This window comes from Methylocystis sp. (assembly GCF_050251305.1).
Classification (GTDB): Bacteria; Pseudomonadota; Alphaproteobacteria; order Rhizobiales; family Beijerinckiaceae; genus Methylocystis.
In genome coordinates this window covers 1-20,370 of sequence record NZ_JBFWNB010000002.1, presented here as the reverse complement: position 1 = coordinate 20,370, position 20,370 = coordinate 1, and the positions used below count along the sequence as shown (strand labels likewise).

Annotated in this window: 21 protein-coding genes, 1 tRNA gene and 1 pseudogene; 7 read left to right on the top strand and 16 right to left on the bottom strand. The window is 65.4% G+C overall.

From position 1 onward, the window contains the following. The first annotated feature begins 46 nt into the window (after nucleotides 1–46). Both AB7F41_RS00965 and AB7F41_RS00960 read left to right on the top strand, forming a co-directional pair. Nucleotides 47–2,263 carry a CHASE2 domain-containing protein gene (locus AB7F41_RS00965; protein ID WP_428384969.1) on the top strand — a complete coding sequence of 739 codons (2,217 nt, stop codon included), beginning with the start codon at nucleotides 47–49 and terminating at the stop codon, nucleotides 2,261–2,263. Nucleotides 2,264–2,341: 78 nt separating this feature from the next. Then, a complete protein-coding gene (locus AB7F41_RS00960; protein WP_428384967.1) occupies nucleotides 2,342–3,028 on the top strand; it encodes an HD domain-containing protein in 687 nt (228 codons plus the stop codon). A 209-nt stretch (nucleotides 3,029–3,237) separates the two neighbouring features. Here AB7F41_RS00960 and AB7F41_RS00955 read toward each other — a convergent pair whose 3' ends face one another. The 8 genes from AB7F41_RS00955 to AB7F41_RS00920 all read right to left on the bottom strand — a co-directional run bounded on the left by AB7F41_RS00955 (nucleotide 3,238) and on the right by AB7F41_RS00920 (nucleotide 10,911). Continuing rightward, complete coding sequence (locus AB7F41_RS00955; RefSeq protein WP_428384966.1) at nucleotides 3,238–3,591, bottom strand: hypothetical protein; 354 nt, start codon at nucleotides 3,589–3,591, stop codon at nucleotides 3,238–3,240. Nucleotides 3,592–3,817: 226 nt separating this feature from the next. Further along, nucleotides 3,818–4,549, bottom strand: coding sequence for a DUF2076 domain-containing protein (locus AB7F41_RS00950; protein ID WP_428384964.1), 732 nt, complete (start codon nucleotides 4,547–4,549; stop codon nucleotides 3,818–3,820). 798 nt (nucleotides 4,550–5,347) lie between these two features. Beyond that, on the bottom strand, nucleotides 5,348–6,376 hold the full coding sequence (locus AB7F41_RS00945) for a 2Fe-2S iron-sulfur cluster-binding protein (RefSeq protein WP_428385236.1): 1,029 nt from the start codon (nucleotides 6,374–6,376) through the stop codon (nucleotides 5,348–5,350). A gap of 54 nt (nucleotides 6,377–6,430) precedes the next feature. Further along, the gene (hcp, locus tag AB7F41_RS00940) at nucleotides 6,431–8,095 is read right to left on the bottom strand and encodes a hydroxylamine reductase (RefSeq protein ID WP_428385238.1); all 1,665 of its coding nucleotides are present in this window, start codon (nucleotides 8,093–8,095) and stop codon (nucleotides 6,431–6,433) included. A 105-nt stretch (nucleotides 8,096–8,200) separates the two neighbouring features. Beyond that, the gene (locus AB7F41_RS00935; RefSeq protein ID WP_428385240.1) at nucleotides 8,201–8,632 is read right to left on the bottom strand and encodes an Rrf2 family transcriptional regulator; all 432 of its coding nucleotides are present in this window, start codon (nucleotides 8,630–8,632) and stop codon (nucleotides 8,201–8,203) included. Nucleotides 8,633–8,799: 167 nt separating this feature from the next. Beyond that, the gene (proB, locus tag AB7F41_RS00930) at nucleotides 8,800–9,930 is read right to left on the bottom strand and encodes a glutamate 5-kinase (protein ID WP_428385242.1); all 1,131 of its coding nucleotides are present in this window, start codon (nucleotides 9,928–9,930) and stop codon (nucleotides 8,800–8,802) included. Nucleotides 9,931–10,028: 98 nt separating this feature from the next. Then, complete coding sequence (locus AB7F41_RS00925) at nucleotides 10,029–10,598, bottom strand: DUF2585 family protein (RefSeq protein WP_428385244.1); 570 nt, start codon at nucleotides 10,596–10,598, stop codon at nucleotides 10,029–10,031. Between the two features lie 37 nt (nucleotides 10,599–10,635). Continuing rightward, on the bottom strand, nucleotides 10,636–10,911 hold the full coding sequence (locus tag AB7F41_RS00920; RefSeq protein WP_428385246.1) for a hypothetical protein: 276 nt from the start codon (nucleotides 10,909–10,911) through the stop codon (nucleotides 10,636–10,638). A gap of 313 nt (nucleotides 10,912–11,224) precedes the next feature. Here AB7F41_RS00920 and AB7F41_RS00915 point away from each other — a divergent pair, with 313 nt between their 5' ends. Both AB7F41_RS00915 and AB7F41_RS00910 read left to right on the top strand, forming a co-directional pair. Next, nucleotides 11,225–11,629: a BLUF domain-containing protein gene (locus tag AB7F41_RS00915; RefSeq protein WP_428385248.1), complete on the top strand. Its 405-nt coding sequence runs from the start codon at nucleotides 11,225–11,227 to the stop codon at nucleotides 11,627–11,629. Nucleotides 11,630–11,690: 61 nt separating this feature from the next. Next, nucleotides 11,691–11,939 (top strand): hypothetical protein, encoded by a 249-nt coding sequence (locus tag AB7F41_RS00910; protein WP_428385250.1) that lies wholly within the window; start codon nucleotides 11,691–11,693, stop codon nucleotides 11,937–11,939. A 54-nt stretch (nucleotides 11,940–11,993) separates the two neighbouring features. Here AB7F41_RS00910 and AB7F41_RS00905 read toward each other — a convergent pair whose 3' ends face one another. Both AB7F41_RS00905 and AB7F41_RS00900 read right to left on the bottom strand, forming a co-directional pair. Continuing rightward, nucleotides 11,994–13,334, bottom strand: a complete 1,341-nt coding sequence (locus tag AB7F41_RS00905; RefSeq protein ID WP_428385251.1) for a nicotinate phosphoribosyltransferase — start codon at nucleotides 13,332–13,334, stop codon at nucleotides 11,994–11,996. 123 nt (nucleotides 13,335–13,457) lie between these two features. Further along, on the bottom strand, nucleotides 13,458–14,033 hold the full coding sequence (locus AB7F41_RS00900) for an isochorismatase family protein (RefSeq protein ID WP_428385253.1): 576 nt from the start codon (nucleotides 14,031–14,033) through the stop codon (nucleotides 13,458–13,460). Nucleotides 14,034–14,275: 242 nt separating this feature from the next. On the opposite strand from AB7F41_RS00900, the gene AB7F41_RS00895 reads away from it, so the two are divergent. Then, entirely contained in the window at nucleotides 14,276–14,677 is a 402-nt protein-coding gene (locus AB7F41_RS00895; protein WP_428385255.1) for a hypothetical protein, read from the top strand. A 154-nt stretch (nucleotides 14,678–14,831) separates the two neighbouring features. After that, nucleotides 14,832–15,131 carry a hypothetical protein gene (locus tag AB7F41_RS00890; RefSeq protein ID WP_428385256.1) on the top strand — a complete coding sequence of 100 codons (300 nt, stop codon included), beginning with the start codon at nucleotides 14,832–14,834 and terminating at the stop codon, nucleotides 15,129–15,131. Between the two features lie 224 nt (nucleotides 15,132–15,355). Here AB7F41_RS00890 and AB7F41_RS00885 read toward each other — a convergent pair whose 3' ends face one another. The 3 genes from AB7F41_RS00885 to pal form a co-directional block, all read right to left on the bottom strand. Continuing rightward, nucleotides 15,356–15,544: a hypothetical protein gene (locus AB7F41_RS00885; RefSeq protein WP_428385258.1), complete on the bottom strand. Its 189-nt coding sequence runs from the start codon at nucleotides 15,542–15,544 to the stop codon at nucleotides 15,356–15,358. A 290-nt stretch (nucleotides 15,545–15,834) separates the two neighbouring features. After that, nucleotides 15,835–15,910, bottom strand: a tRNA-Trp gene (locus AB7F41_RS00880). A 74-nt stretch (nucleotides 15,911–15,984) separates the two neighbouring features. Next, nucleotides 15,985–16,500, bottom strand: coding sequence for a peptidoglycan-associated lipoprotein Pal (pal, locus tag AB7F41_RS00875; RefSeq protein WP_428385260.1), 516 nt, complete (start codon nucleotides 16,498–16,500; stop codon nucleotides 15,985–15,987). Between the two features lie 397 nt (nucleotides 16,501–16,897). On the opposite strand from pal, the gene AB7F41_RS00870 reads away from it, so the two are divergent. Then, on the top strand, nucleotides 16,898–17,347 hold the full coding sequence (locus AB7F41_RS00870) for a hypothetical protein (protein ID WP_428385262.1): 450 nt from the start codon (nucleotides 16,898–16,900) through the stop codon (nucleotides 17,345–17,347). A 1-nt stretch (nucleotide 17,348) separates the two neighbouring features. Here AB7F41_RS00870 and xseA read toward each other — a convergent pair whose 3' ends face one another. The 3 genes and pseudogenes from xseA to AB7F41_RS00855 form a co-directional block, all read right to left on the bottom strand. Next, on the bottom strand, nucleotides 17,349–18,890 hold the full coding sequence (xseA, locus tag AB7F41_RS00865) for an exodeoxyribonuclease VII large subunit (RefSeq protein WP_428385264.1): 1,542 nt from the start codon (nucleotides 18,888–18,890) through the stop codon (nucleotides 17,349–17,351). A 106-nt stretch (nucleotides 18,891–18,996) separates the two neighbouring features. After that, nucleotides 18,997–19,959, bottom strand: coding sequence for a DMP19 family protein (locus AB7F41_RS00860; protein ID WP_428406411.1), 963 nt, complete (start codon nucleotides 19,957–19,959; stop codon nucleotides 18,997–18,999). 63 nt (nucleotides 19,960–20,022) lie between these two features. After that, nucleotides 20,023–20,370: pseudogene (locus AB7F41_RS00855) on the bottom strand (hypothetical protein); the annotation flags it as partial.

The window sequence follows — 20,370 nt, the reverse complement described above, 5'->3', positions numbered from 1 at the left end:
CTCGCCGAACGCCGCGGCGCCGGCGTGACCGTTGCGCGAGGCATGGATGTTGAAGCGGCGTCGGGCCTATCTTCTTGCGCTCATCGCCGCTGCGGCTCTGATTTTCCCCTGGGGCGTCATCCAGCCTCGAGCGCTCGACGACCTCCGCAATTTCGTGTTCGACACGTTTCAGCGTCTAGCGCCTCGCGCCTATGATCCGGAGGCGCCGACGCGGGTCGTCGGCGTCGACGAGAAAAGTCTCAGCGCCTATGGCCAATGGCCCTGGCCGCGCGCGCGAATGGCCGAACTCGTCGATCGACTGCGCGAACTCGGCGCGGCGTCCATCGCCTTCGACTTCATCTTCGCCGAAGCGGATCGCGCCGGCGCCGCTCAGCTCCTCGACGCGATTCCCGACGCGCGCGCCCGCGCCGAAGTGGCGAAGCTCGTCGCCAAAACGCCGAGCGGCGACCAGATCCTGGCTCAGGCGCTCAGCCAGGCGCCAACGACGCTCGGGGTGACGCTGACCGACGCCGTCGCCGCGCCATTGCCGGCGAAGGCCGGACTGGTGACCGCCGGCGACGATCCGTCCCCCTTCCTGGTCGCCTTCGCCGGAGCGGTCGGCCCCGAGCCGCGACTGGCCGAGGCGGCGCAGGGGTTCGGCGCAACGAACTGGCTGCCCGATCACGACCAGATCGTTCGTCGGGTGCCGCTGGTGACTCGCGCCGGCGACGTTCTCATGCCCTCCCTGGCGCTTGAAGCCCTGCGGCTCGCGCAAGGCGAGCCGTCGCTCGTCATCCGCTCTTCAAACGCCAGCGGGCAGACGGCGTTCGGCAAGCAGACCGGCGTGAATGCGATCAAGGTCGGCGCCTTCGAAGTCGCCACGGGACCCAGTGCGGAGGTTCGGCCGCGCTATTCGCATAGCGCCGGCGCGCGCGACCTATCAGCGAAGGACGTGCTTGAGGGGCGCGTGGGGCGCGACGAGATCGAGGGACGGATCATCTTCATCGGCGCCCTGGCGACGGGGCTCGGCGACGTTCGCGCAACGCCCCTGGAGCCGGTCGTTCCCGGCGTCGACGTGCATGCGCAGATCATCGAATCGATCGCTTCGGGATCGCTTCTCGCGCGCCCGGACTGGGCGCCGGGACTGGAGTTCATCGTCGCGGCGCTCGCCTTCCTGCTGATCATGGGCCTGCTGTTCGTCGCGCCGCCGCTCGTTTCCGCAGCCGCGGCGCCCCTCATGGTCCTTGGGCTTTTCGCCGGGGCCTTCTATCTGTTCGATCGGCGCGGCGTGCTGCTGGATCCAGCCTACCCGAGCCTCGCGATCATCGGCGGCTATCTCTTCGGCGCGGTGACGCTGTGGCGCGCCGAAACATCGGCGCGCCGCCACGTTCGTCAGGCGTTCGGCAAATTCGTCGCGCCGGCCGTCGTCGATCGCCTCTCCGAGCATCCGGAACGGCTGGTGCTTGGCGGCGAGACGCGCGAATTGACCGTCCTGTTTTCCGATCTGCGCAATTTTTCCGGGATCTCGGAGGGCCTGAGCGCGCGTGAACTCACCCAGTTCATGAACGACTATCTGACCCCGATGACCGACGCGATCCTCGAGCAGGAGGGCACGGTCGACAAATATATGGGCGACGCCGTGCTCGCCTTCTGGAACGCGCCGCTCGATATCGACGACCATCCGCGCAAGGCCGTGCGCGCCGCGCTGTTGATGCGCGAAGCGCTGGTCGGCCTCAACGCGCGTCGCGCCGAGGCGGCCGCCGGATCCGGCCATGCGGCGCAGCCGGCGGCGATGGGTCTTGGACTCCATCTCGGCCCGTGCAGCGTCGGCAATATGGGGTCGATCCGCCGCTTCGACTATTCGGTGCTCGGCGACACGGTGAATCTCGCGTCTCGCCTGGAAGGCGCGAGCAAGGCCTTTCAGACGGACATTGTGGCGTCGAGCGCCGTACGCGATGCGGCGCCCGACTTCGCCTGGCTCGATCTTGGCCGGGTCCGGGTCGTTGGAAAAAGCGAAGCGACCCATGTTTTTGCGCTCGCCGGCGACAGGGAACTGACGGATTCCGACTCGTATGTGCGCTGGCGCAAGTCGCACGACCTCATGCGCGAGGAGTATGAGGCGGGCCGATTCCAGGCCGCCGCCGAGCGCGCTTCGGCGTTGGCGGGATCGGCGACCGAGCCCTGGCCTGCGCTCTATGTCGCCCTGGAGGAGCGGTATCGCGGACTGGCGTGGAAGGGGTTGCAGGACGACTGGTCATCGGTTTGGAATCTGTCGAGCAAGTGACGTCTTCGTCCGCGCGCGACCGCTGTCCTGCCGTGATCCGCACGCTTTACAGGTTTCTCTCAGGATCGCTACTCGCGCATGATCTCAAATCCAGTTCAGAATCTTTGGGCCTTGATCGCGTCGCGTCACGATACGAAGGCTTTTTCCGTCATCGACGCCGCGTACCGCGAACCGCAGCGCCGCTATCACGATTGGAGCCATATCGTCGACCTGCTGGCGAAGCTTGATTCGCTGAAGGGGCTCGCCGTTCGGCCCGATCTGATCGCCGCCGCCATCTTCTGGCACGACGTCGTGTATGTGACGCGGGACGGCGACGGTCTGCTTCGTCCCGACGCCGAAAATGTCCGCGCCAGCGCGGCGCTGTTCGAGCAGCACGCGAAATTCGATGCGTCCGATACGGATGCGGTGCATGATTTGATCATGGCGACGGCCGATCATCTTCATGCGCGCGCGGTGATCGAGCATTATCCGGGCTTTTCACGCGATCTCGATCTCTTCCTTGATCTCGATCTCTCCTCGCTCGGCGCGCCGTGGCGCGTGTTCGAGCGAAATCTCGGGCGGCTTCGTTTCGAATACGCCTGGGTGCCTGAGCCGCTGTTCTGCCTCGGACGGCTCCAGATGATCGACACCTTCGCCGCACGGGGAGACGGGCTCTACAGACGCGACGAAACGCGAAAACTCTGGGCCGGAAAGGCGCATGAAAATCTCGCCCGCGCCCAGGACGAACTGCGTCAGCAAGTGGCGCGGCTTGCCTCGTCGGCGTAGTTACGAAGCGCCGGCCTCGCGGATCTTCGCCGCATCGCCGTAAATATCGCTCCATTGCGCCGCCGCTCTTCGGCGGATCGCTGCGCATCGCGAACGGCGCTCGACGCTCCTGCCGTCGCCGGGCCGGCGCACAGGACGTCTGCGAGAACGACCGGCGCCGCAAGCCTGATGCGCGAAACCCGAAACATGGCCTGAACTCCTGTGGCGGCTTACAGCGCCTTGCGGCAGACGAAGCGGATGGTCTGTCCGCGCACGCCATAGCCCTCGTCGGTCTCGACAGTCACGCCATGGCAGTTCTGCGTGGGATCCGACTGGGCGACCGTCGTCGATTCCTGCCAGTCGATCGGCAGAATGAAGGGCTTCACCGGCGAGTCGCTGGCGGCGATCCGAGCGGACGGCGCATCCGGGGTCTTGACGAGCAAAGCCTTGGCGGCGGCGAAGCTGACATTGGCGGCGAGGATCGCGAAGGCGATCTTGACGGCGAGGGCGACGCGCACCGGCCGGAAGGCGAAGCTGTTCTTGGCGGTGCGGTTCTTGGCGGTGCGGTTCATTGGACGGTTCATGGCGAGTTCCCCGTTGGCGTTGGCGTGTCCATCCGCTCGTTCAGCGGATGATCAGACCCTAGAGCGTCGCCCGAGGCATCGCGGTGCGCTGGCGCACAAGGCGTCAGAAACAAGAACTCCCGGCCTTTCGGGCCGGGAGGCAAATCTTGAGGGCAAGTCTTGAGAGCAAGTCTTGAGGGCAAGTCTTGCGAACAAGGCTTGAGACAAGGCTCGGAGGCGAACCTCGTCAGACGTCGAAGCCGCCGTCGCCGCCGCTGTCGAAGCCGCCGCCGTCGTCAAAGCCGGGATCGCCATAGTCGGCGTCCTGCATGCCGCCGGCGTCGTCGTAGCCAGCGTCATAGCCGGCCTCGCCGAACCCGGACTGATCGCCGTAGTAGTTGTTGATGACCGTCTCGCCGCCGGCCGGCGCGAAGCCGGAGCCGATGCCGAGATTGCCCATGCCGCCATAGCCTCCGCCATGGCTGAACAGGCTGCGGATGCCGTCGGCGAGCAGCACGCCGCCCGCGACGCCCGCGGCGGTGCCGAGCGCGCCTCTGAGGAAGCCGCCGCTTTCAGGCGCCGGCTGCTGCTGCTGACCCCAGCCCTGCGGCGCGTAGCCGCCGGCCACAGGGTTCATGCCGTCTTGCTGCGCGCCGCCCCAGGGTCCGCCCGGACGCGCCTGCTGCGATGGACGCGGCGGCGTCGAACGGGCGCCGCCGAACAGGCCGCCGAGGAAGCTCCCGGCGGGCTTCGCCTCAAGCTCCTGGACGCGCGCTTCGAGCTCCTCGATACGCGCATTCGCGCCCTGCAGCGCCTGATCCTGGACGATCACGGTCTGCGCCAGGAGATAGGGCGCGGCCGGCTGGGCCTTGATCTGCTCGTTGATGAAAGCCTCCGCCTCCTGGTCGCGAGGCGTCGAGGCGGCGCTCTTCGTGCGCTCGAACAGACCGGCGATGAGTTGGCGTTCTTCCGGTGACATCGAATCTCTCCATAATGGCCGCCCTCGAAGGCGCGGCGCTGAAAGATATGGCCCCGGCGGAATTCGCCGCCAAGCCCCAAGCGCGAACGCAGCCGATTAAACTTTCGAAATCCGCCGGAAAGGTGGGCGCGCCGAAATCTCCCGCCGCCTTCTCGGCGCGGGCCGTGAGAACCGCCGTCAGAACCGCCATGAGAGGGGTCCGGGACGCCTCGGCCCCGTTCGGCCGAGTGCGTGAAGCGAAATGCGGTCGGGGCTATGAGACGTCCCGGACACGGTCTTTTTCCACGAAGCGCCTTCCCGGATCGCTCCTTCAGACGCCGCGCAAGAGCCTCATATTCGCCGCCCCGGCCGCTGGAACTTTGCCCGTTCTTGGTATTCGTTCCCAGCGTGCGGCCTTTGGCATTTGGCCGGGCCTTTTCGCGCATGCGACGCGCCCTCCACGCGAGGAGGAGGCCCGGACGGCGGTCGGAGCGCCCGACGCAGGAGCGAGGGTCGTCGTCCTGCGCTTAACCGACCTCGCCAGCGCCGCCGACCCTGACGACGCCCCTTTCAGTTGACGAGGCGAGGGCAGGATAGGGGCGCTTCGCAGGATGGGGATAAGATTTGAAGCAGGGCGCGTCGCGCCGCTGGAGCCGGCCCCCTCGTCCTTCGAGACGCGCGCTGCGCGCGCTCCTCATCCAGCATGAGGAGCCGCCGTAGGCGGCGTCTCGAAGGGCGAGGACTGCGAGGCGTGCATGGCCCTGACATAGGCGAACGAAGCGACGCCGTCTTTGACAGCTTAGCCCGGCCATGACCCGCTTACGCCGCCGTAAACTTCTCGCTGAAAATGCGGTCATGCGGAACGCCGGCCGCGCGCGCGGTTTCTTCAGTCGCCGCAATCAGCGCCGGCGGGCCGCAGACGTAGATGTCCGGAGTCTCGGTCGCGGCCGGCAACGCCTGCGCGAGCGCTTCGGCCGGCGTGCCGGCAAACCCGCGCCATTCCTTTTCCGGCTTCCAAACGCAGAGCGTCACGACGAGCTGCGACAAGGCTGCTTGAAGCGCCTCAAGGGCGTCGAGCGCGAAAAGGTCTTCGGCCTTGTTGACGCCGAAGAACAGTCGGCAGGGGCGCTGATCCGCCAATTCCGCCATTTGCCGCAACATGGACAGCGCCGGCGCGAGACCCGTTCCGCCGACGACAAACCAGCGCGGCGCGGCGCTCGCGTCATCGAGCGTGAATTGGCCCTGCGGGCCGCGAACGCGCAACGTGTCGCCAATGGCGGCGCGGTCCCGAAGATAGTTCGAAAAGGCGCCGTTCGGCTGCAGGCTGATGAACAATTCGAGCGTTCCGTCCCAGTTCGGCGCGTTGGCGATCGAATAGGAGCGCTTCGTAGAGCCGTCAGGAAGCGTGAGTTCGACGAATTGCCCGGCGGTGAACTGCGCCGCGCGCCCATAGGTCGTATCGTCCTCATACTGCAGGTGCAGGCGCATGATCGCGGGGCTCGCCCGCTCGAACGCGACAAGCGTCGCGCGACGTTCGGGAACCGGCGCAAAGCCGACCGCCGCTTCGTCGAACGGCGCCCTCAGCGCGAGATCGCTGCGCGGCTGCGACCGGCAAAGCAATATGTCCCCCGCCATGCGTTCGTCCTCGCTGAGCGCCGAGTCGCTATAGGACATGAGTTCGACCTCGCCGCTGGCGTGAGAGACGCGGCAGGCGCCGCAGCCGCCCTCCCGGCAGGAGGAAGGGAGATAAATGCGCGCGCGTTCGGCGGCGTCCAGTAGCGTGTCGGACGGTTCGGCGTCGAAGGCAATCGTCGCGCCGTCGCGCGTGAGAAGGCTGACCTTGTACATGGCGGATCCCGGGGAGAGAGGGACGCCCGAGATCGGGCGTCCCTAATGTGAGCGTCAGGCGGCGCGGCCGAGCGAGGCTTCGATGTCGGCTTTGGCGTCGCCGACAGGCTGGACGCCGAATTTCTCGACCAGCACGTCGACGAGCGCCGGCGTGAGGAAGGCCGGCAGCGTCGGACCGATGCGGACATTGCGCACGCCGAGCGCGAGCAGCGTCAGCAGAACGGCAGCGGCCTTCTGCTCGAACCAGGAGACGATGAGCGACAGTGGCAATTCATCGACGCCGACGCCGAAGGCTTCAGCGAGTTTCGTCGCGACGACCAGCGCCGAATAGGCGTCGTTGCACTGGCCCATGTCGAGTAGGCGCGGCAGCCCGCCGATCGTGCCGAAGTCGTGCTTGTTGAAGCGATATTTGCCGCAGCCGAGCGTGAGGATCACGGTGTCCTGCGGCGCTTCGTCGGCGAAGTCGGTGTAGTAGTTGCGGCCCGGCGCCGCGCCGTCGCAGCCGCCGACCAGGAAGAAGTGGCGGATGGCGCCGCTCTTCACCGCGTCGACCACCTTGTCGGCGACGCCAAGCACGGCCTCGCGCCCGAACCCGATGGTGACGGTCTGCTCCGGCGCGTCTTCAGTAAAGCCGGGCAGGGCCTGCGCCGCCTGCGCGACGACGGCGAAATTCTCGTCGTCGATGTGGCGCACGCCGGCCCATCCAACCGGTCCGGCGGTGAAGATGCGTCCGCGATAGCGCGGCTGCGGCTCGATCAGGCAGTTGGAGGTCATGACGATCGGGCCGGGGAATTCGGCGAATTCCTTCTGCTGGTCCTGCCAGGCCCCGCCGTAATTGCCGGCGAGATGGGGGTAGGCTTTGAGCTTCGGATAGGAATGCGCCGGCAGCATTTCGCCATGCGTATAGACGTTGACGCCCTTGTCCTTCGTCGCTTCGAGGATCGCGTGCAGATCCTTCAGATCATGGCCGGAGACGAGGATCGCCTTGCCCTTGACCGGCGTAACGCGGACATTCGTCGGCGTCGGCGCGCCGAAGGCGCCGGTGTTGGCGGCGTCAAGCGCCTCCATGCCGAGAAAGTTCGCGCGGCCGAGCGCGAGCGCTTCGTCCAGGAGCGTCGCGACGTCGCGCTCTTCGCGCGCCAGCGTATCCAGCGCATGTTCGACCGCCGCATAGATCGCCTCGCGCTCCTCGCCGAGAACGCGCGCGTGGTGCGCATAGGCGCAAACGCCCTTCAGGCCGTAGAGGATCAGTGCGCGGGCGCCGACGGCGTCCTCGCCGAGGATGGCGGCGTCCTTGCGCACGGCGGCCTCCGAGGCCTGCGCGAGAAGCCCAGCCATGTCGCCGGCGGGAACGAACGCGGCCGGTCCGGACAGACCCTCCGGCGCTTTGCCGGCGTCGCGCGCCGCGTCTTCGTAAAGCGCTTTGGCGTGATCGCGGATCTGCGCCGCCTGCCGAATCAGCTCGACGAATTTCGCCGCGTTGAAATTGACGTTGGTGAGCGTCGTGAAGAAGGCGAAGAGGATGAAGCGATCGGCTTCGAGGTCGGTCGCGCCGAGCTGGCGCGCACGATGCAGATATTGGCCGACGCCTTCGCAGACATAGAGCAGAATGTCCTGCAGATCCGCGGTCGCCGCGTCCTTGCCGCACATGCCTTTTGAACCGGCGCAACCGTCGCCTTCATCCGACCGGTAGGTCTGCTCGCATTGATAACAGAACATGTCGCTCCCTCCTGCGTCTTTAATAGGTATTTAGAATGCGTATTAAAAAGGGCTGAAGTCAAGCCATATGGCGCGCGTTGCGGCGCACGATTTGGCGGCGGACGCTCAGGCGGAGAGATCAGCCAGAGGGAAAGCGGCGGATTTTTCGAGGCAATCGTGTAGTGTGTAGCGATCGAGCTCCCGCAAAAATCCCTGTTCGGCGCGAGCCAGCATGCCCTTCAGCCGGCAGCGCGGCAAAAGCGCGCAATTGCTGCCTTGCGGGCTGAAACATTCGACCAGCGGCTGGTCGTCGAGCCTGCGGACCACTTCGCCGATTCGAATGTCGCGCGGGTCGCGGGCCAGCCGAACGCCGCCCTGCGCGCCGCGAATGCCTTCGACATATCCGGCGGCCGCCAGCTCCTGAAGGACTTTCGCCATATGGTGGCGGGAAACGCCGAAATGATCGGCGATCGCCGCCGCGCTCAATACGTCCGGATTGCGGTCGGCGAGAAGAATGAGCGCGCGCAGGCCAAAGTCGGTGAATGTGGTCAGTCGCATGGCGTCATTCTAACACGGTATTTATAATTCCGAAATATTTCAGCTGTCATGCCCGCGCTGATTGCGGCCATCGACGCGGCGCCAATTCGCGCATTTCGCGTGTATTGCGCGACGTCGCGACGTGGATGGCCGGGACATAGGCGAGCGAAGCGACAGCCGAATTCCGCTCACTCGCGGCCGAGCGCCATGTCGTCGCGGTGGATAATCTCGTCGGGGCCCTTGAAACCAAGCAGCGCCTCGATGTCTTTCGTCGAGCGGCCGACGATCTTCGCCGCGTCGACCGCGTCGTAAGTCACGAGGCCGCGGCCGATCTCGCCGCCCTTGGCGTTGCGGATCAGGATGCAGTCGCCGCGCGCGAAAGCCCCTTCGATCCGCGTCACGCCGGCCGGCAGCAGGCTCCGTCCTGAGCGCAGCGCCTTCGCCGCGCCGTCGTCGATATGCACCGCGCCTTTCGGCTCCAGCGAGCCGGCGATCCATTTCTTGCGCGCCGTCACCGGATTGGACGGCGTCAGAAACCAGGTGCAGCGCCCGCCGGCGGCGATGCGCGCGATCGGCGCCTCTTCGCGGCCGTCGGCGATCACCATATGCGCGCCGCCGCTCGTCGCGATCTTCGCCGCCTCGATCTTGGTGCGCATGCCGCCGCGCGAATATTGCGAGGCGGCGCCGCCGGCCATGGCTTCGATGTCGGCGGTGACGCGCGGCACGACCGGGATGTGTTCGGCGTCGGGGCTGGAGTCGGGCGGGGCGCTGTAGAGCCCGTCGACGTCGGAAAGAAGGATCAACAGATCGGCGCTCGCCATGGTGGCGACTCGCGCCGCGAGACGGTCATTGTCGCCATAGCGGATTTCCGCCGTGGCCACCGTGTCGTTCTCGTTGATCACCGGCACGGCGCGCAGCGACAGGAGTCGCGTCAGGCATTCGCGCGCATAGAGATAGCGGCGGCGCTCCTCGGTGTCGCCGAGCGTGACCAGCACCTGCCCGGCGACGAGGCCGCGGTCGTGCAGCGTTTCGGCCCAGAGCCTGGCGAGCGCGATCTGGCCGACGGCGGCGGCCGCCTGGCTGTCTTCGAGTTTCAGCGCGCCGCGCGAAAAGCCGAGAACACTTCGCCCCAGCGCCACGGCGCCCGAAGAAACGACGAGCACGTCGGCGCCGGCGCGATGCAGTTCGGCGACGTCGTCGGCGAGGCGCTTCAGCCAGGCGCGTTTCGCCGACGCCTTGTTCGGGTCGACGATGAGCGAGGAGCCGACCTTGACGACGATGCGTTTGAAGTCGGCGAGGGCGGGAGCGCGCTTGGTCATGCGGAGGACGGGCGGAAATTTTTCGAGCAGAGGGCGATTGGGAGCGCGGCCTCGGGAGGCTTGAGTTAGCCCAGCCCGCGCCCGACCGCAAATTCCGCCTAGGACGCGTTTTTCTGCCAGCGGCGGATGAACGCGAAGGGATAAATGAAATTGAGCACATTGAGCGTGAAATTGTCGCGAATCCTCAATGTGACGACGACTTCGAGAACAACGGCCATGGCGACGACGGCGGGGACCGGGAGCCGCCACGCCAGCAGGAACCCGAACGCCATCGCCAGCGTGTCGACAAGCGAATTGACGATGCTGTCGCCGCCATAGTCTTCAGACGGCGCCTGCTTTCGATAGCGGCGGATCGCGAAGGGCGTGTTCTCGAGGATTTCCCATCCGGCTTCGAGCGCCAGGGCGATCAGAAAGCGCCGCCAGACCGACAGGCCCGGCGCCGCAAGCGAGATGAGACAAGAGAACAGCACGCCATGGATGACATGCGTGAGGCTGTACCAGTCGGCGAATTGCTGAGAGATGCAGGGAGAGGCGACATCGCCCTCCCAGAGCCTGAATTTATCATGGGGACATAGAAACGGCCGGCCGAGCGCCCGGAGCGCGCCAGCCTGAAAGAGCAGCGCGGCGACCGTCGCCGCCGCGACGTCCCATGCGGCCGTTGCGCTCATCGCCAGATGTCTCGACTGGGCGTCCCGGCGACGGAGACTAGTCTCCGAGCGCCGCGGTCTCGGCGTCCTTGTCCCGATCGACGCCGCTGACGACGGAGAGTTCCTCGAACTCCTCCGACCAGCACTCGAATTGCCGTCGGCCATAATCGACCATGGCTTCGGCGAGATCGTTCGGCGACCGCGCCGCCCATACGTCCTGCGTGAACTGCAGCGCGGACCGCGTGTTGATCAGTCCAAAGTCCAGAAATCTTGTCGCGTAGTCCTGATAGGTCTTGAGCGAATTGGAGAGGAGGGAAGGGTCGGGCGAGATCATCTTGTCCCCCTTGCATGCCGTTATTGCCGAAAACTGAAAATATAGAGGGAGACGCCGACTTGCCAGCGCCTCCCTCACTCCTGAAAAGGGATGCAATATGCGATCAGGATAGCGTCCGCTCCGAGACGGACATATGACAGGAACGCAGGCTTGGCGCTGTGGCCTGATGTATGTCAAGATAATGAAACTATTGCATAATTTCTGTTTTTAGCCTATCCAGTGACGACCCCGCGCAGGTCGGACCGGGGCGAGTTCGGACGGAGGATGACGAAGAATATTGAGTTCCGTCGGCGGCGGGATTGCGGAGGTCAAAATGCATCGGCTTGTCTATTTCAGTAACGCCAATCTTGATCTCAGCCTCCCGGCGATCGAGGAGATGGTCGCGGCGGCGGCGGCGCGCAATCGTCCTCTGCAGATCAGCGGGGCGCTCCTCTACAATGGCCTCAACTTTCTGCAGATTCTCGAGGGGCCGCATCAGGCGCTGACGCCGCTCTATTTGAAGATCCGGAAAGATCCGCGTCATTCGGGCGTCGTCAAGCTCATCCACGAACGCATATCGACTCGGAGCTGCCCCGATTGGGGCATGAGGCTCTTATGCGGGACGGCCGTCTGCGGCGGGACGTCCCTTGAAACGATGGCCGGCGTCAGGGAGCTTCCCGCAATGGCCGAAGCCTTTTTCAAATTTGGCCACGTGGCGACGCTGGCGGCGCTTCGGTGAGCGTAATTCTTGCTTAGCTGGATCGCCGGCGTTTGGCGCGCTGCGCCCCTGGGAGCTGCTAATGATCGGAATTGCTGGGAAAATCGGCTCGCCCAACGGCGACAGGAAGGCTGAGCCCGGGACGCGGCATGGACGACTCCTGGGCGGCTATCTGGTCAACATGCATCGTGGGGCGGCGCCGGTGCGAGAGCTGATGCTGGCCGACATCGAAAGGTTTCAGTCGCTCGGCGCGATTGGCTATGCTGACGATCTGCGGATTGCGCTCAAACGGTTCACGTCGGAATTCATGAGCCGGGAGGATCGGCGCTAAGCCAGCGGCGCGCCGCATTTCCGCGGTGCGGCGCCGCCATCGTCAGTCGGACGTTCAGCTGCGCCCTTGGGCGTTCAGCCGGTCGCGGGTCTCCTGCTCATATCGGGCAAGTTCGTCGCTGATCGCGACGTCGTAGCGCTCATGCCGGCGAAGCGCGCGCAGTTTCGGCGGCAGCGCGGCGAGCTGCTCGCTCGCATATGCGCGGATTTGCGAAAGAGCGCAGGACTGCGCGGCGACGCGGCGCCCTGAAACCATCACGGGCTGCAGCAAGGGGACGCCAGGCAGCGTTTCTCCGTGGCGCGCGATCACGTCCTTTGTCGCGACGCCGTCGCGGAACTGTCGAAACACCTGCTTGCGGCCCGGCAGCGAGCGCTTGCCGGTCGAGAGTTTCATTCGTCCCTCGCCGGCGTATTCGGTCAGCTTATAGGCGATGTCGAGATTGGGCGCGTCGCTCGACGCCGCCATATCCGTGCCGACGCCGAACATATCGATGGGCGCGCCGCGCGACGTGAGTTCGTTGATCTTCATTTCATCGAGACCGCCGCTGACGACGATCTGCACGTCGGTCAGGCCCGCGTCGTCGAGCATTCGACGCGTGTCACGGGAAAGCGTGTCGAGATCGCCGGAGTCCAGCCGCACCGCGCGCACTTTGAAGCTGCGTCCGCGCGACTTGGCGAGGGCGACGACTTTCTTCACGCCTTCAATCGTGTCGTAGGTGTCGACGAGAAGCGTCGTGTCCGGAAAAATATCGCAGAACGATCGAAAGGCGTCCGTCTCCGACGCGCAGGCTTCGACGAAGCTATGCGCCATCGTCCCGGCGAGGGGCAGTCCATAGATGTGTCCAGCGGCGACGTTGGAGGTCGCGTCGACTCCGCCGATATAAAATGCGCGCGCGCCCTTGGTGGCCGCATCCATGCCTTGCGCCCGTCTTGCGCCGAAGTCGACGACGCTGACGCCGCGCGCCGCGCTCACCACGCGCGCCGCCTTGGATGCGAGGATCGTTTGCAGGCCGATCTGATTGAGGACGAGCGTTTCGATGAGTTGCGCTTCGGCGATGGGCGCAACGACTTCGATGATCGGTTCGTTCTCGAAGAAGGGCGCGCCTTCGCGCATCGCATAGATGTCGCCGGAGAAACGAAAGCCTGCGAGCCAGTCGAGGAAAGGCTTCGAGGAAAATTCGAGCGAAGCGAGATAGTCGATCTGCTGCTGCTCGAAACGCAAATGCTCGATCTCGTCGAGAAGATCGTCCAGGCCGGCGGCGATCAGGAAATTCCGCTGCGGCGGCAATTTACGCACGAAGAGGCTGAAGGTCGCCGGCGCCGTCATGCCCAATTCGAAATAGGCGCGCAGCATCGTGAATTCGTAGAGATCCGCGAAGAGCGCGCTGCTGAACACGATCTCACCTTCCTGCGCCGCGGTGGGCTGTGGCCAAATGCGCGCGCGCCCGCTCGGACCATAGCTACGGCGTCACAGGCGGGCAATGTCGCGTGTCGGATGCGGCGTCGTCGCGAGGCGCGCTCAGCCGTCTTCGAGGACGACTCCTGCATGGCGCATCTTTTCGAGCGCCTCTCTTTCGCCTTCCGGCGTGATGGCGCGGGAGCCCGAGAGACGCACATGCGTTTGAAAGCCGCGCGCGACGGCGTCAAGCGCCGTTTCGAGCACGCAAACGTCGAGCGCGAGTCCGACGATCAGCAGTCGCTTCACGCCGAGACGGCGCAGCCGCTCGGCAAGGCCGGTGCCGTTCATCGCAGACAGCTGGTCGCGTTCGAGCGCTTCGCCTTTGCTGAGAATGATCGCGTCATTCGGCAAGCGCAGATCGGAATGAAACTCAGCGCCCGCGCTGTCCTGAACGCAATGCGCGGGCCACGGGCCGCCGAAGTCGCGAAAGCTCGAATGTTCGAGCGGATGCCAGTCGCGCGACGCGACGACGGGAACGCCGGCGGCGACGGCGTCTTCGATCAATCGGTTGATCGCCGGGATGATCGCGTCGGCGTCGGCGACCTCCAAAGCGCCGGCGGCGCAGAAATCGCGCTGCACGTCCAAAACGATCAGCGCGTCGCCGCGCGTCAGGCGCATCGCTTTGCCGGCCATCATGCGGGTCCTCTTGGCGGGTTCTAACAGACGTTCCTGCCGGTTCATTTGCCGGCTCATGTCATCCGGCGATCCCTGCACAGCTTAGCCTGTACAAAGGCGCCGCCAGCACAGCGGGCGCCGTCGTCTTCCAGCGCGTTCCTTTTGTTTGCCGTATTTCTGTAATTGAGGTTGGCAGGGAGGAGCGAAGTTCGACATTGCCTGCCGCTCCAAGTTCAGATGAAGCTTTGGAGGAGGTGTATAAGATGAATTCGAATAGCGTCAAGCTTTCGACAGACAGCCAAGCTGTCGTTTGTTTCGAAAGCGCAGCGAATCGGCTTCGCACATACTTCGAGAGCCAAGTGCTCGCCGCGCTGCCGGAATTCGCCCGATGCGCGCTGCAAAAGGAGCTGGAGGCGCTCGCCGGCCTGTCAATCGACGATCCCTTTCCGCCCCTGGCGGAGATCTCGCTCCTGCGCGCCGAGCAATGCGCCCATGACCTGTTGAGCATGAACCAGGACGGTCCGGCAAGCGCGTTCCTGCGGCAGCGGGTAAGCGAGACGGCGACCGAGATCAAAGCCGCGCTGGTCGCATCGTCGAGCGCCGGCGGAAACATTGTTTTTTTCCCGACGGCCGCCGCCCGCGTCGCGATCGGACGAACGCTCTAGCTCTCCTGAACAGCCGCGGGCGGCCGCCAAATATCGTGGCGGGGCCAAGCAACTTGTGTTACTTGTCTTCGTCCGTGTTTGTTCTGGTGAATATGCGTTGACCCGTCTCGTGCTCATGGACCGCGCGAATAGGGTGTGCGGCGATACCGCAGCCATGACGTCGCACGCGCCCGAATGGGCCGTGCCCGGAACGAACGACAAATCAGCAGGCGCCGTCAGGCAGGCGGATCTGGCGATCCGCGCCGCTCAATTGCTGGACAGGCGGCTCGGCAGAACCTGCCGCGCATATGGTTTTTCCGCTTTCGCGACAAGCGACGCCGACGGATATTTTGTTTTCGACTGCGACTCGCATCTCGCGCCGGACGCGATCCCGGATGAGGCTTGCGATCCGGCGACTACAACCGCAGTCATGACCGCCTGCTTCTATGTGGGCTATGTCAGCCGCCACTGCTGAGGTTTGATCGAAGCGACGCGGTTGCGACGTCGAACTTGACGCGGCGCGCAACTTTCCTAGTTTGATAGGACTTCACGCCTCCAACTTCCCGGCGCTTTACGGGCGGCCCTTTTGCTTTGGAAAGAAGCGGGGCCGCGTTTTTATGTCGGGACTTGCGAACTCCAGGACCCTATCCGAGGGATGAGCGCGCCGACACGCCGGCGCCGCGGTCTCCACGGGCGCGACTACTTGCGGCGTTTCGCTTCCGCCAGCTTGTGCAGGAGATCGTGCAGCTCGGGCGTCAATGGCTCGGCGACGACCGGCGCAAGCGTCGATTGCAGCTGTTCGCCGATATTCTCGAGCAAAACGACCGAATCCGCGTCGAATCCACGCGCGAACGGCCCGCGCCATATTTCCGATTTCAACTTTGTCATCACCCCAGCCTCAGGTGAATAACCGATCCAGCGCGCCTGCGTTCCAAAGAAATCTCGGGGCGGGCGGCCGTGGACGCTCTTATGGGCGCGTCTCGCGCGGCTTTGAGCCGCGGCGCCCGACAGATCCCGCCCGCGCATCGCGGGGCTTCGCCGTCGCCCGTTCATGAGAGTCATGAGGACGCGGACGATCTCCGTTCGCCGTCGTTGCGGCTGAGCGCCGCCGCTCATCGACCCGCGCGAACGTCAGGTCGCCTGGAGTGAGAGATTTGGATCCAACTGATTATTTTGAATGGCAGGAGTGGAGGGGCTCGAACCCCCAACCCCCGGTTTTGGAGACCGGTGCTCTACCAGTTGAGCTACACTCCTGCGAGCGCCCGCGGGCGCGCGCCTTCAATGCCGCAACGGCGCCGCCGACGCAAGTGGCGCAATGCGCCCGATGATCAGGAATTACCGCCGGAAAGCACCGTCACGGCGCGCCGGTTCTGCGACCAGCAGGAAATGTCGTCGCAGACGGCGACGGGACGCTCCTTGCCGTAGCTCACGGTTCGGATGCGCGTGCCCGAGACGCCGCGCGAGATCAGATAGTTCTTCGCCACTTCGGCGCGTCGGGCGCCGAGCGCGAAATTATATTCGCGCGTGCCGCGCTCGTCGGCGTGCCCCTCCATGGTGAAGCTGTAGCGCCCGTAGCGGTTCAGCCACTGCGCCTGCTTGTCGAGCGTCGCCTGCGCCGTCGAGGTCAGTTCGGTCGAATCGGTCTCGAAAAAGATGCGGTCGCCGACATTGACGACGAAATCCTGCTGGCTGCCCGGACTCGCGACGCCGCCGCGCCCGTAGCGTCCGCCCGCCAGATCGGCCGCCGCTTCGTCGGCGGTGTTCTTGGCGCAGGCGGTGAGCGCCAGCGCCGCCGTCAGCGCGACGACGAATTTGGCGCCGCAGGCGCGTTGCGAAAGCAGCATGAGGAACTCCTGTTACGACCACCGACCGCCGATAGTCCTAGTCTTCCAGGGTTAAGCGAAGGTTCCGTCAACCTTGATCGCAGCTATCCTTGACCTGTAGCATTTGAGCAAATTCGCGCCCTTCGTTAATAGCCAGTTAATTGGTTAACAGAAGCTTAACGCCATGTTTCGGCGCGAATTTGACGGAGGATCGCCACGGCGGGCCTCCGCCTGGAGCGGCCCGCCGCACAGGCTAAAGCCCGGCCGACCTGCCGGGGCGGAGAAGCGCGCTGCGGCGCAGCGAAAACATCGGGCGCTGAAAGCGACTTGGTCTCTGTTGCTTTGGAGAGAGGCGGGCTCTTACTATGAAGCGATTCAATCGCGCGGAGCGGCGGACGCGCGCGATCAGGAGCGTGACATGAACGAAGGCATTGCGCCCTTCCTGTCGCCGTTGACTCTGCTTCTTGGCGGCGGTCTCATCGCGATCGGATTTCTTTCGCTGCTGGACCTGCACTTCTTCAAGACCAAATGGCAGGGCAAGGCCGCGCTGGCGGTTGGCTTGCTGTTCATCCTCGCCACCGAGGCGATGTTTGTCACCAGCGGCGCCAGCGGGCGCTATTTCGAAGGCCAGAAGCTCGACGTCACCGACTGCGAATTTCAGGCGGAGCGAGACTTCCCCACGGAACGCCGCTCGAACCCCAAGCTCATCCACGACAAGATCGTCGCCTGCATGGATACGCTCGGCTACGACTGGAGCAACGATCACTATCACTGCGTCGAAGCGCCGATCTCCACCAATGTCTTCTGCTATCTGCCGCGCGCGCCGATGCAGCGCAGCATCGTCGCCTGGCAGATGCGCTTCGAATAGGTCAGAACAACGACCCCTGATCGTCGCCGTCGACCTTTCTGAGTCGTCGGCGCGGCCGCACGGGCGCGGGCGGCTCGGGGGTCGCGACGCCCGCCCGCGCCGCGATTCTGCCGTCGGCGATCTCGATGTCGAGACCCGCGCCGGGTGGCGCTTGCGCGACGCTGCGCACCAGCGCGCCGCTGTCGTCGCGCACGAGGGCGAATCCGCGCGCCAGCACTGAACGATGGCTGAGCGATTCCTGCAGCCGGGACAGCCTGTCGAGGCGATCCTGGCTGCGGCCGATCAGACCGGAGATCGCGCGGTCCAGGCGCTGCGCGGCGCCGGCGAGCCGCTGCTTCGCGCCGGCGGTCTCCTGTCCCGCCAGAACGGCGCGGGCGTAATATCCCTGCTTCAGCCGCGCGGCCAGGCCTTGCAGTTTCTCGCGCGTCCGCGCGAGCTCCGCCTGCGGCGAGTGACGCGCCAGCAGCGTGGCGGCGCGCGACAGCCGCAGCCGCCGCGCGTCTCTCGCGGCGCGCGCGCCGGCGCGCAGCCGCTCGCCGGCGCGGTCGAAACGCTGGCGCGGATTGGCGAGCAGGGCGTCGCCGGCGGGGAGAAGACGCGCCAGGGTCGAAAGCTCGACGCGACGCAGATCCATGGCGCGTCGGCGCGCGCCTTCGAGCCGGCGCGCGCGAATGGCGACCTGTTCCAGGAGCTCGACCCGAACCGGCACGGCTTTCTCCGCAGCGCCTGTCGGCGTCGGCGCGCGCAGGTCGGCGACGAAATCGAGAAGCGTCGTATCGGTCTCATGGCCGATGGCGGAAATCAGCGGAATGGCGCTCTCCGCCGCCGCGCGCACGACAAGCTCCTCATTGAAGCCCCACAAATCTTCGAGCGAGCCGCCGCCGCGCGCCACGATCAGCACGTCGGGTCGGGGAATGGCGCCGCCTGCGGCGAGCGCGTTGAAGCCGCGAATGCCCTCCGCGACCTCCGGCGCGCAGCTCTCGCCCTGCACGCGCACCGGCCAGAGCAGCACGCGCCTCGGAAAGCGGTCGTTCAGCCGGTGGAGAATGTCGCGGATCACGGCGCCGGTCGGCGAGGTCACGACGCCGATGACGCGCGGCAGGAAGGGCAGGGCGCGCTTGCGCGCTTCGTCGAACAGGCCTTCCGCCGCAAGCGCCTTGCGGCGCGCGTCGAGCAGCGCCATCAGCGCGCCCAGGCCGGCCGGCTCCAGCGACTCGATGACGATCTGATAGGAGGACTTTCCGGGAAAGGTCGTGATGCGGCCGGTGGCGACGACCTCCAGCCCCTCCTGCGGACGGGTGCGCAGGCGCGAGAAGGTCGATTTCCAGATCACCGCGTCGAGGCGGGCGCTTTGGTCCTTGAGACTGAAATAGGCGTGGCCTGACGCATGCGGGCCGCGATAGTTGGAGATTTCCCCGCGCACGCGCACGCGTCCGAAGCGATCCTCGATGGTGCGCTTGAGCGCGTTCGCGAGTTCGGAGACGCTGATCTCCGGCGTATTGGTCTGAGGCGTTTCGCCCCCGATCTCGGGCAGGTCCGACATGGATGAAGATATGGCCCAATCCAGGTCCGCGCGCGAGGACCAAAAAGGGCGCGTGAGCGTCGCTATGCGCTCCGGTTCGGTAGGAAAGGAAATTTGCTCCCGCCGCTCACGGCGCGTCGATCTCGCAAACGCGATCGGTCGTCGAGCGGCCGCGGAACATGATTGCTTTGCCACCGACGTCGACCATGTGGAACAGGCCCCGATCGGTGAGGAAATACCAAGCCGTCGTCGGCACGCCGGCGAATTCACGGGTCGGATCGCCGACGGTCACGCGGTCGAGCCGTTGTCCCGCTTTGGCGACGAGGGCGCGAATGAGCTTCATGTAGCGGGGCGCGGCGGCCGCGGCAGCGGCGATGCGCGTCGCGCGGTCGGGAAGTTGCTCGCCGCGCCGCCTGACTTCCGCCGCTATGCGCTGTGCACTCGCCGGCGCGAGCAGCGGGTGCGCGCGGAGCCAGACGCGGTTGAGGTCGCGGAGGTTTTCCATCTTGTCCAAAGCGAAAAATCGGTCGTCGATTCCTGCCAGCGCAGCACGTTCCGTGCTCTCGCCGTAATCATGGATGGTCGTCGCGAGGAATTTCTTCAGCCGCGCGTCTCCCAACGAGTCGACGAGGCGGCTCCCCTCCTCGAACAGCGCGAGATGCTTCTTCGCTCCGATCGCCGCCAGACCTTCGCGGATCAGCCGCACTGAATCGACACGCCAGCGCGAATTGAAGACGAGTTGCGGGAAGCCGCCATTCTCCATCTGCGTCAGATAATAATCGACCTCATAGCTGCGCAGCGCCTCCAGCGACATTTCGTCGAAGCGAATATATTGTGCCAACAGATCGTTGAGGAAATCGATATTGGCCTGGACGATGTCATAGTCGGGATCTGTGGAGTCGACCGCACTCTCATCGACGACGATCGCGTTTTTATCGGTGATCGAGATCATTTTGCGCTTCGTCGTAGCAGTTCGCCGCGTCAAATCGGCGGCGCCTTCCCCGATGCGCGGATGCGCCTCGGCGCCGACCGCGCTCATCGATACGAGGATGAAGAAATAAATTGAGAGATCACGAAGCCATCGCGGCATAGATGCGCCTCCCGCGGGCAGTTCTAGCTCATTTTCGAGATTGTCGCTCGCCTCCACCCCGCCTCAATTTCTCCATCCGCCTCCACGCCGAGCGCGGTGACGAGGTGGCTTGCGAGGCCATGCCGACACCGAGCGGATTCCATGGATCAAAGGCATGCGCGGCCCCAGCCGTCCCAGCCGGGACGCCGCCATCATTGCCATAGCCCCATTGGCCCTAACCGCCGCGTCCCCAACCGCGCCATGCGGCCGGGTCGAAACCGTCAACGCGCCAGCGAGCATCGTTGCGGCGAGCGCTTTGCGGCGGGTGTCGAGCAGCGCCATCAGCGCGCCCAGGCCGGCGGGCTCCAGCGACTCGATGACGAACTGATAGGAGGACTTTCCGGGAAAGGTCGTGATGCGGCCGGTGGCGAC

Coding starts and splice junctions, on each gene's coding strand:
- AB7F41_RS00965 (WP_428384969.1), top strand. CDS start 47: ATGTTGAAGCGGCGTCGGGCCTATCTTCTTGCGCTCATCGCCGCTGCG.
- AB7F41_RS00960 (WP_428384967.1), top strand. CDS start 2,342: ATGATCTCAAATCCAGTTCAGAATCTTTGGGCCTTGATCGCGTCGCGT.
- AB7F41_RS00955 (WP_428384966.1), bottom strand. CDS start 3,591: ATGAACCGTCCAATGAACCGCACCGCCAAGAACCGCACCGCCAAGAAC.
- AB7F41_RS00950 (WP_428384964.1), bottom strand. CDS start 4,549: ATGTCACCGGAAGAACGCCAACTCATCGCCGGTCTGTTCGAGCGCACG.
- AB7F41_RS00945 (WP_428385236.1), bottom strand. CDS start 6,376: ATGTACAAGGTCAGCCTTCTCACGCGCGACGGCGCGACGATTGCCTTC.
- hcp (WP_428385238.1), bottom strand. CDS start 8,095: ATGTTCTGTTATCAATGCGAGCAGACCTACCGGTCGGATGAAGGCGAC.
- AB7F41_RS00935 (WP_428385240.1), bottom strand. CDS start 8,632: ATGCGACTGACCACATTCACCGACTTTGGCCTGCGCGCGCTCATTCTT.
- proB (WP_428385242.1), bottom strand. CDS start 9,930: ATGACCAAGCGCGCTCCCGCCCTCGCCGACTTCAAACGCATCGTCGTC.
- AB7F41_RS00925 (WP_428385244.1), bottom strand. CDS start 10,598: ATGAGCGCAACGGCCGCATGGGACGTCGCGGCGGCGACGGTCGCCGCG.
- AB7F41_RS00920 (WP_428385246.1), bottom strand. CDS start 10,911: ATGATCTCGCCCGACCCTTCCCTCCTCTCCAATTCGCTCAAGACCTAT.
- AB7F41_RS00915 (WP_428385248.1), top strand. CDS start 11,225: ATGCATCGGCTTGTCTATTTCAGTAACGCCAATCTTGATCTCAGCCTC.
- AB7F41_RS00910 (WP_428385250.1), top strand. CDS start 11,691: ATGATCGGAATTGCTGGGAAAATCGGCTCGCCCAACGGCGACAGGAAG.
- AB7F41_RS00900 (WP_428385253.1), bottom strand. CDS start 14,033: ATGATGGCCGGCAAAGCGATGCGCCTGACGCGCGGCGACGCGCTGATC.
- AB7F41_RS00895 (WP_428385255.1), top strand. CDS start 14,276: ATGAATTCGAATAGCGTCAAGCTTTCGACAGACAGCCAAGCTGTCGTT.
- AB7F41_RS00890 (WP_428385256.1), top strand. CDS start 14,832: ATGACGTCGCACGCGCCCGAATGGGCCGTGCCCGGAACGAACGACAAA.
- AB7F41_RS00885 (WP_428385258.1), bottom strand. CDS start 15,544: ATGACAAAGTTGAAATCGGAAATATGGCGCGGGCCGTTCGCGCGTGGA.
- pal (WP_428385260.1), bottom strand. CDS start 16,500: ATGCTGCTTTCGCAACGCGCCTGCGGCGCCAAATTCGTCGTCGCGCTG.
- AB7F41_RS00870 (WP_428385262.1), top strand. CDS start 16,898: ATGAACGAAGGCATTGCGCCCTTCCTGTCGCCGTTGACTCTGCTTCTT.
- xseA (WP_428385264.1), bottom strand. CDS start 18,890: ATGTCGGACCTGCCCGAGATCGGGGGCGAAACGCCTCAGACCAATACG.
- AB7F41_RS00860 (WP_428406411.1), bottom strand. CDS start 19,959: ATGCCGCGATGGCTTCGTGATCTCTCAATTTATTTCTTCATCCTCGTA.